General features: G+C 66.7%; 6 protein-coding genes. 4 read left to right on the forward strand and 2 right to left on the reverse strand.

Features of this window, described 5'->3' with window-relative positions; translation table 11 throughout:
* On the reverse strand, positions 1-959 hold a 959-nt coding region (locus AD72_RS32505), incomplete at its 3' end, for an NAD(P)/FAD-dependent oxidoreductase (protein ID WP_031470474.1).
* Between the two features lie 145 nt (positions 960-1,104).
* Between AD72_RS32505 and AD72_RS36920 the strand changes: the two genes are divergently transcribed.
* From AD72_RS36920 to AD72_RS32515, 3 genes are all read left to right on the forward strand, one after another.
* Complete coding sequence (locus AD72_RS36920) at positions 1,105-1,446, forward strand: hypothetical protein (RefSeq protein ID WP_156365481.1); 342 nt, start codon at positions 1,105-1,107, stop codon at positions 1,444-1,446.
* 125 nt (positions 1,447-1,571) lie between these two features.
* On the forward strand, positions 1,572-3,242 hold the full coding sequence (locus tag AD72_RS32510; protein WP_255357208.1) for an FAD-dependent oxidoreductase: 1,671 nt from the start codon (positions 1,572-1,574) through the stop codon (positions 3,240-3,242).
* Positions 3,243-3,278: 36 nt separating this feature from the next.
* Entirely contained in the window at positions 3,279-5,207 is a 1,929-nt protein-coding gene (locus tag AD72_RS32515; protein WP_082469284.1) for a hydroxysqualene dehydroxylase, read from the forward strand.
* 18 nt (positions 5,208-5,225) lie between these two features.
* Here the strand turns inward: AD72_RS32515 and AD72_RS32520 are convergent, their stop codons facing one another.
* On the reverse strand, positions 5,226-8,693 hold the full coding sequence (locus AD72_RS32520) for an indolepyruvate ferredoxin oxidoreductase family protein (protein WP_051899256.1): 3,468 nt from the start codon (positions 8,691-8,693) through the stop codon (positions 5,226-5,228).
* A gap of 267 nt (positions 8,694-8,960) precedes the next feature.
* Between AD72_RS32520 and AD72_RS32525 the strand changes: the two genes are divergently transcribed.
* A complete protein-coding gene (locus AD72_RS32525) occupies positions 8,961-9,452 on the forward strand; it encodes an Lrp/AsnC family transcriptional regulator (RefSeq protein ID WP_031470478.1) in 492 nt (163 codons plus the stop codon).
* Positions 9,453-9,468: the final 16 nt, after the last annotated feature.

Here is a 9,468-nt window from a genome sequence, read left to right on the forward strand (position 1 = left end):
GCGACCGAACCGAGCTGGGGCAGCGGAGATCCCGCGGAGTCCGGAATGTTGGCCGAGTCGCCGAGCGCGTAGACGCCCTCGAACCCGGGCACGGTCAGGTCGGGGGCGACCTCGACCCGTCCTCCCTTGCCGAGCGGCAGTCCGGTATCGGAAAGCAGCGAGCTTCCCTTGAGACCACCTGCCCACACGACGGTTCGGGAGAGGATCTCGGTGCCATCGGAGAGCGTCACGCCGTCCTTGCGGACCTCGGTCACGCCGAGGTCGAGCCGGAGTTCGACACCGGCTTCGCGCAGCTTCGCCTCCGCATACCGTTGCGACCGCTCGCTGAATGGGGTCAGGACCGAGGGCAGCATGTCGGCCAGGTAGACCCGCCCCGAAGCGGCCAGCGCCGGGGACAGGTAGGCGGGTACGGCGCTGCGCATGCTCTCGGCTACCGCGCCCGCGGTCTCGACACCGGTCGGGCCCGCACCGACGACGACCACGTTGAGCGCACCCTTGTCGATATAGGCCTCGTCGCGGTCGGCGGCGTCGAGGGCACCGAGGAAACGCGAACGTAACTTGGCCGCATCGTCGACCGAATAGAGGGGAAACGCGTGTTCGGCGGCTCCGGGAATGCCGAAAAAGTTCGCCTCGGACCCCGCAGCGAGTATCAGGAATCCGCCGCGGTAGGTGATCCCATCCGCAGTGGTGACCGCGCGTTCGCCCGGGTCGATCGAGGTGATTTCGGCGGTCTTGACGCATACCGATGGTGTGCGGCGGAACATCGCCCGCAGTGGCCGGGCCACATCCGTGACCGCGATCTGGGTCGTTGCCACCTGGTAGATCAACGGCTGGAACTGGTGGTAGTTGTTCCTGTCGATCAACAGGACATCGATCCCCTTGGCGGCAAGTTCATTCGCGGCCGTGACGCCGGCGAAGCCCGCGCCTACGATCACCACCCGGTGATACTCCTCGGTCATCGATCCGCACCTTATCCGTGACGAGTTCCAGGCCCCACCCTAGAGTCTGCCCGTCACGAACACATGTCGGCTTCTTCACCCCGGCCACACAACCGCAGGTGATCGATCGCCACCGGCGCCTGGAGACCAGGCCAGAGTACCGGTCTTGGTCGTCCAGGTCGGCGATCTCGGTGTTCCGGCCGGCCGGGCCGGAACGCCGGGGTCCGGCCGCGCCGGAACACACCGAGAGGCTCTTCAGGCGGTGCCGGTTCCCACAACAGGTTTGCCCGTCCGATACCGGGGTATTTCCCCCGATGTCAGGATAACCAACACGGTGTGGCCGGACGGGGCGAACCTCGAGATCACCGGAGGCGGAACCACCATGCGCTACGAGGTGACGGCCGAAAGAACTCTTCTGTTCGAGATGTCGACCGGGGGCAGGACAACCGTGCCCATCGAGGTCGATCTTGCCTACTACGAGTGGGATCCCCCGCAACGGGATCGGTGACGCGCCGGCGCTTCGTGAGTGGTGCCGGAGCGGTCGCCGCCGGGTTAGCGGCCGCCGGAACGACCGGATCGGCGACCGCTGCCACCGGTCACGCGGCCAGTGGGGGCCACGGTCGGCGGGTCGCCGTGTTCGGCGCCGGACCGGCAGGTATGAGCGTGGCCCATGAGTTGGCCGAACGAGGGTTCCGCGTCGACATCTATGAGCGGGCGGGCACGATCGGCGGTAAATGCCGTAGTTTTCCCGCGCAGACCGGCACCGGGAGCGGCGGCCGCAAGGATCTCCCCGGTGAGATCGGACCGCATTTCGTGCTGCCTTTCTACCTGAATTTCGGTGAGATGCTGCAACGCATCCCGAGCTCTCGCGGCGGAAACGTGCTGGATCATTTCGTTCAGGGCCCGCCGGATGTCCGGGCGCTGCTGTGGGACGACGTCGATCTGGATATTCCCTCGATGCCGTGGCCGGCGCTCGATCCGGCGAAGTTCACCCCGGATGTGTTGCTCGAGCTGATCACGAACTTCCTCCGCACGCTGGGGCATCTGACGCCGTTCGATGAAGCACTGCTGGCGAGCAAGTACGTCGCGCTGATCACCAGCGGACCGAAACGACAATGGGGACAACTGGAGAACAGCAGCTATTCGAATTTCCTGCGCGCGGACCTGCTGTCTCCGAACGGGCAGTTCTTCCGGAATGCTCCCATGTATCCGGGCTGGTCCCCAGGAGACCGGATGAACGCCCGCGCATGGGCCTTTGTCCTGCACGGGTTCATCGCCTGGTTGACCAACGGCCCGGGGCCGGGGTTGCACGGTGCGCTGTTCGAGGTCGCCGACGGTCCGCTCAACGAGGTCTGGTTCGACCCGTGGGCCGATCATCTTCGCGCGCACGGGGTGCGGATCCACACCGGACAGACGGTGACCCGGCTGTCCTATGCCGATGGGCGTATCGACGGGGCGATCGTGCGGGACGCCGCCGGTCGGCAAACCGAGGTGCGAGCGGACTATTTCGTGGTCGCCGTCCCGAACGACCGAGCGGCGCCGCTGATGAACGACCGGATCGTGGCCGCCGATCCGGCGCTCGGCCGGATCGCCCGGCTGAGCACGTTCTGGACCGGTGGTTTCCAGATCTTCTTCAACACCGTCCCCGAAGCTCCGGTTTTCCAGTACGACTTCAACTCGCCATGGCAGATGCTGCAGATCCAATGGTCGAAGTGGTGGAAGAACACGGATTTCGCCGCCGAGTACGGGGATGGCAAGGCCAAGGCGTATTTCGGTTTCGACATGCTCGACGCGACCTGGAACGACACACCGGGAATCCTGTACGGGAAACCGGCCAGGGACTGCTCGGAAAAAGAACTCTTCGCCGAGATACTGGCCCAACTACGCAAATACACCCCGGATGGAGAACGGATCTTCGCGGACTCGGCAGTCCATTCGATGTATCTCAACGACGGCATGCGCGCCACGGGGAATCACATCGAGCTGAACGGTGCCGGTGGGTTCGATGTCACTCCCAACTGTTACCGCGACCAACCGGAGCCGGTCACCAAGATCCCCAACCTGTTCCTGGCTGGCGGGCATGTCCGCAACAACCTGACAAGCGACACCATGGACGGGGCAATCGAGACCGGAAAGCGCGCCGCCAAAGGAGTACTCGCCGCCGCCGGTGTCTCCGGTTCACCGGTCACGGTACGCGAACGCACGACGCCACCGGTGCTCGAACCACTCTGGAATCACGATGACCTGCGCTACTCACTGGGCCTGCCCAACGCGTTCGACGTCGTCGCGCCGTCCGCCCACTGACGTTTCCCTTGTCTCGACGCGAAATGGAGTTCAGCCATGAACGAGTCCCATTCGGAATCCCCCGACGACTCCGCGGTGAGCCGGCGTAGCTTCCTGGCCGGAAGCGCGGCCGGTGCTGCCGTGTTCGCACTGCCAGGCATGGCCACACCGGCCGCTGGGGCGAGCAGACCGCGCCGTACGAACGCGGGGCGTGGCCCGCGGGTGGCGATCTTCGGTGGTGGCGTTGCCGGGCTGACTACCGCGCACGAACTGGTGGAACGCGGGTTCGAGGTGGAGGTCTTCGAACGCAACACCATACTCGGCGGCAAATGCCGGACCTGGGGACTACCCGGCACCGGCAAGCTCGGTCGCGCCGATCTGCCCGCCGAACACGGATTCCGGATCTTCCCCGGCTTCTACAAAGCCCTGACCGACTCGATGCAGCGGATCCCGAGACCCGGACGAGGCGACACGGTCTTCGACTCGCTGCGCCGAGTGGACGAACTCGACGGTTTCGGCATCACGGTCAGCACCAGCCCGGACTCGACCCTGCCGATCCACCTGCCGACCAACGGCGTGGACATCGACCCGAAGCTGCTCGGCGACCCCGCCTATCTCGCGGCCAACCTCGCCCGGCTCCTGGCCTTCCTCGGACAACTCGGCCCGCAGCTTCCCTTCGAGCTCGCCGATTTCCTGCACAAGCTGCTGATCTACATCACGAGCAGCTGGGATCGCCGCTACGGCCAGTACGACCACATCTCCTGGTGGGACTATCTCGATGCCGAGCACAAGTCGAGAGCGTTCCAGATGGTGCTCATCAAGGGGATCACCGAGATCCTCCAGTCCACCAAAGCCAAGGATGTCGCCACGTTGTCCACGGGCAACATCGTCGATGCCTTCTTGTGGAATTTCCTCGGGCTTGGCTACGATTCGCGCAATGCGCTGTTCGCGCAGTTCCTCGACGGACCGACCGGTGATACCTGGATCGGTCCGTGGGTGCAGCACCTGACTCGTCTCGGAGTGCGCTTCCACACCGGGCAGTCGCTGGAATCGCTCGATATGGCCCGCGGGAGGATCGGCTCGGCCCGGGTGACCGATACCGCAGGCACCCGGCGCACGGTGGACGCCGACTGGTTCATCGTCGCGACCCAGTGCGATGTGGCCGAACCCTTGCTCACCACCGGCCAGCTACTGGCCGCCGAGCCGCGTTTCGAATACATCAAAGACCTCAAATCCGGATGGATGAACGGAATGCAGATCTATCTGCGCCGGTCACCAGAAGCGATCAGCACCATCAACGGTCCCGCCGACCACCCGTGGTCGAATTCCGCGATCCTGCTCGACAGTCAGTGGAAGGACGATGTCTCCAGCCGTTATGGAGACGGCACGGTGCACGCCGTGCTCTCCGTGATCATCTCCGACTGGGCCAACGGCGAAGGCACCACCGTGGTCGGCAAACCCGCGAAGGAGTGCACCAGGCGAGAAATCTTCGAGGAAGTCTGGGCGACATACCAGGCACGCTTCGGGACGTTCGAACCCACCTTCCGCCGCGACGACGCCGTCGTCGACTGGACACTCGACCCGGCGATCCACTGGTCGAACGGTGACCACGGCACCGTCACCAGCAACACCGTGGACACCTGGGACAAACGCCCGACCGGGCCGACCGCCATCCCGAACCTGTTCATCGCCGGTGACTGGATCCAGACCAACATCAACAACGGATGCATGGAAGCCTCCAGCGACGCCGCACGCCGCGTCGCCCAGGCCGTGCTCGACGCCTCCGGGCACCGCGGTACCCAGGTGCCCAACTGGGGCTTCTACCAGCCACCGGCACTCGAACCACTCAAACAACTCGACGCCGACCGCTACCGCCGCGGCGAACCCAACATCTTCGACACCTCCCCAGGGCAACCCGGTCCCCTGGCCGACCCCCGCCAGGTCGTCCAGGGCGCCATGCACCGCGCACTCCGCGAGCAGCACTGAACCGGCATCGGGCGGGTGTTACGGGCACGGATCCGAAGGCAGTTCTCGGCGCAGTTCGGTGAGCTTGCGGTGGTAGCGCTCGACCGAGGCTAGTTTGATCTCCTCGTAGCCCCGGATCATGTCGGGCAGCTCGGCGAGTTCGGTGACCAGGGGCAGTGTGCCGGCGTTCAGGCTCGCCAAGGCGGTGTCGATCACGTCCCGGTATTCCTCGATCAGCGCGCGCTCGAGCTTGCGCACGCGCATGCGGCCGAAGGGATCGAGCGCGGTTCCGCGAAGCCCTCGCATGGCGCGCAGGATCCGGAAAACCGGCCGGAACCAGGGGCCGAGGGAGAGTTTCCGTTTCATGCCGAGCGCGCGCAGTACCGGTGGGTGCAGCCGGTAGCGGATCGTGGCGTGCTCGCCCCACTGCGCGCGCACCGTTTCGCGTAGCGCCGGATCGAGGGAAAGCCGGGCGACTTCGTATTCGTCCTTGTACGCCATGAGTTTGAACAGATGCCGCGTGACGGCCTCGGTGAGCCGGGTGCTTCCGGGCAGTAGTTCGGTCTCCCGGGCGCTGACCTTGTGCACGAACCGGGTGAAGGTCTCCGCGTAGCGGGCGTCCTGGTAGGCGGTCAGCTCGGCGGTGCGCTGCGCGATCAGCTCGTCGAGGTCCACGGGCGGTTCGGGGGCTTCGGTTCCGGGCTGGGCGATCAGACGGCGGCCGTGCCGGAAGGCAGCCAGGTTCGTGTCCACTTTGGCCCCGTTGAGCCGGATGGCCTCTTCGATCGCCTCGGCGGGCAGCGGGATGCCCGCGGCCTGGTAGGCGGCGCCGACCAGCAGCATATTGGCGAACTGCTCATCGCCGAACAGCTCGAGCGCCAGTTCATCGGCGGGCAGGTAGCTGGCCTCGGCGACCCGCTCGTCGAGCGCGGAGCGGATACCGTCCTGCTCGGGGGCGGGCGCGGTCGGGTCGACGATCCGGTTCCCGGTCGGAACATCGGCGGTGGAGACGACGGCGATGGTGCGGTCGGGATCGGTGGTCTTCGCATGCCGGGGGTCCACGGCCACGAGCGGATCGCAGCCGAGATAGAGATCGCATTCCCCGTCGGCGAGTTTGGCCGCGCGGGCACGCGGATCGGTGCTGATCTTCAGGTCGGAGACGACCGCGCCGCCCTTCTGCGCGAGCCCGGTCTGGTCGAGGGCGCGGACGTAGCGGCCTTCGATCGCCGCCGCGGTGGCCAGGATCTGGGCGATGGTGACGATGCCGGTGCCGCCGACCCCGGTGATGCGGAGGGTGAAGTCGGTTTCCGAGCCGCGTACGGCGGGCTCGGGCAGGGGACCCACATCCGCGGTGGCGGGTGTGCTCGGCCGGGGTTTTTCCGCGCCGGTGACGGTGATGAACGAGGGGCAGTCCCCTTCGAGGCAGGAATAGTCGAGGTTGCACGAGGACTGGTGGATGCGGGTCTTGCGGCCGTATTCGGTGTCGACCGGGCGCACCGAAAGGCAGTTGGACTTCCGGCCGCAGTCCCCGCAGCCCTCGCAGACGCGCTCGTTGATCATGACCTTGGTCGCCGGAGTGGGCATCGTGCCGCGCTTGCGTTTGCGCCGTTTCTCCGCGGCACACTCCTGATCGTGGATCAGCACGGTGACACCGGGCCGGTCGGCGAGCTCGGTCTGGGCCTCGAGCAGTTCGGCACGGTGGCGCACGGTGACCCGTTCGCGGTCGGTGATTCCCGCGCGCCGCAGGGCTTTCCGGATCTTCGCGGGTTGTTCGGTGGTCACGACGACGCCGGTGACGTTCTCGGCGAGGACGGTCGCGACAAGGCCGCCGATTCCGCCCTGCCCGCCGATGGCGTCCTGTCCGCCGGTCATCGCCACGGTCGCGTTGAACAGGATCTTGTAGGTCATCGAGACCCCGGCGGCGACGGCCGCCCGGATCGCGAGACTGCCGGAGTGCGCGAAGGTGCCGTCGCCAAGGTTCTGCAGGAAATGCCGGGTTTCGACGAACGGTGCCATGCCGATCCACTGCGCACCCTCGCCGCCCATCTGGCTCAGTCCGGTGACGGTGCCCACCTGTTGCTCGGGCATCATCAGCACCATCGCGTGGCAGCCGATCCCACCGCCGACCAGTGCCCCTTCGACGGGCTTGGTCGAGGAGTTGTGCGGGCAACCGGAACAGAAGTACGGCGGGCGGGCCGCGAGGGTCAACGGGATGCGGCTGCGCGCGCGGCTTCCGGTCCGCACCGGCAGTGGCGCGAAGGCGTGCTCGCGGAGCCGGGCGGCGAGCCCGGGCGCGATCAGATCGGGATCGAGTTCGCCGACATCGGTGAACAGGCGCGCGCCGTGGCGGTCCCGTTTCCCGGCGACCGCCGGAGCATCCGGAGTTCCGTAGAGGATGTCGCGGATCGCGACTTCGAGGAAGGCCCGCTTGTCCTCGACCACGATGATCTCATCCAGGCCTTCGGCGAACTCACGCACGACGGCGGGTTCGACCGGGACGATCGCGCCGAGTTTGAGCAGCCTGATCCCCTGCCGCTGCAGCGCGGATTCGTCGAAGCCCAGGGAATCCAGGGCTTGACGCACATCGAGGTAGGTCTTCCCGGCCGACACGATGCCGATACGGGCGTGTGGCCCCGCGCCGAGGATGCGGTTCACACCGCTGCGGCGCAGGTACTCCAGCGCGATCGGCTGGCGAATCTGCTGGAAACTGCGCTCCAGCGCGGCCAGTTCCTCCCCGAGCAGCCGGGCGTGCGGCACGTGCGAGTAGGCGCGCAGGCCGTCCGGAAGCCCGGTGAGATCCGGCGCAGTCCATTGTGGACTCACCAGGGCGGTCGACGCGCCGTCGGCGATATTGGTGGCGACCTTCATCGCGGCCCACAACCCGCTGGCTCGCGAGAGCTCCACGGCGTGCAGGCCGAATTCGAGGATCTCCTGCGAATCGGCGGGATAGAACGTCGGCAGTTGCAGATCCGCGAATGCGGCTTCCGAGGAGCAGGGCACGCTGGAGGACTTCGCACTCGGGTCATCGCCGACCAGGGCGAGAACCCCGCCGTGCGGGGAAGAACCGGTCATCGCCGCGTGCCGGATGGCGTCGGTGGCCCGGTCGAATCCGGGAGCCTTGCCGTACCAGACGCCGGTCACCCCCGCGGTGGTCAGCTTCGCGACCTGTCCGGCCAGCTGGGTTCCGGCCAGCGCGGTCGCGGCCAGTTCCTCGTTCAGTGCGGGGGAATGCACGATCCGATTGGCGTCCATCAGCTTCCGGCGACGCGCGATCTCCAGGTCGTAGCCGGCCAGTGGCGATCCCTCGTAACCGGTGACGTAGAGCGATCCCAGGTGCCCCAGGCGTTCGTCGTGCCGCTGCCGGTCCAGCAACATTCGCACCAGCGCCTGTACTCCGGTCAGGTGCACCCGCCCGTGCTCGGCCAGATAGCGATCGTCCAGCGAGAACGAACGCGGGGCCGTTGCTGTCGCTGCGGGCGGTTCCGCGGTGTCCAGGGGCGCGTTCATCGCGAACTCCCGTTCTTCCACACGTCGTCGTGGTACCCGTCACGGAGGCGGGCTGGCTGCATGAAGCTAGAAAACTGTCGGCCAGGTGGTCAATAGATGGTCTTGAATTTGAGCAACTGGTAAAGAATATCGACCGATGCCACGCCATAACTGGTCCAATGGCCGAGCCCTCGGCACATCGGGGCTGCCGCACCGGGGGCGACCTGGCAACCGGTACATTTCGAGGCCGGAACGGTAAGCAACCGGCACAGCGTCGTGGAGAATCGTGTGACATCGGCTTTCGAACCCCTGGACGCCGCGGTACTCGAGCTGATCGCGGAGGACCCGCGGGCCGGGGTGCGGGAATACGCGCGGCGGCTGGGCATCGCGCGGGCCACCGTGCAGGCCCGGATCGACAAGCTGGTGCGTACCGGAGTGCTTGCCAGCTGGCAGCCGCGGATCGACGCGTCCGCCATGGGATTCGGCGGTATGGCCTATGTCCGGCTCCATCTCTCCCAGGGCAAGCTCGACGCGACCATCGAGGGGCTGGCCGCGATCCCCGAGGTCATCGAGGTGAACGCGATCGCCGGAGACGCGGATCTGCTGTGCCGGGTCGTGGCGAAGGACAACGCCGGGCTCGAGGAAGTGTTGCAGCGGATCATCGCGGTCGACGGGGTGGAGCGGTCCTCGACCGAGGTGGTGCTGAGCCGCCGGCTGCAACCCCGGGTCGAGCCGCTGATCGCCAAGCTGCACGAGGAACTGCGGCGGGGTCTTTCCTAGGGCGTGTCTCCCAAAG

This window comes from Sciscionella sediminilitoris, from assembly GCF_000737195.2.
Lineage (GTDB): Bacteria > Actinomycetota > Actinomycetes > Mycobacteriales > Pseudonocardiaceae > Sciscionella > Sciscionella sediminilitoris.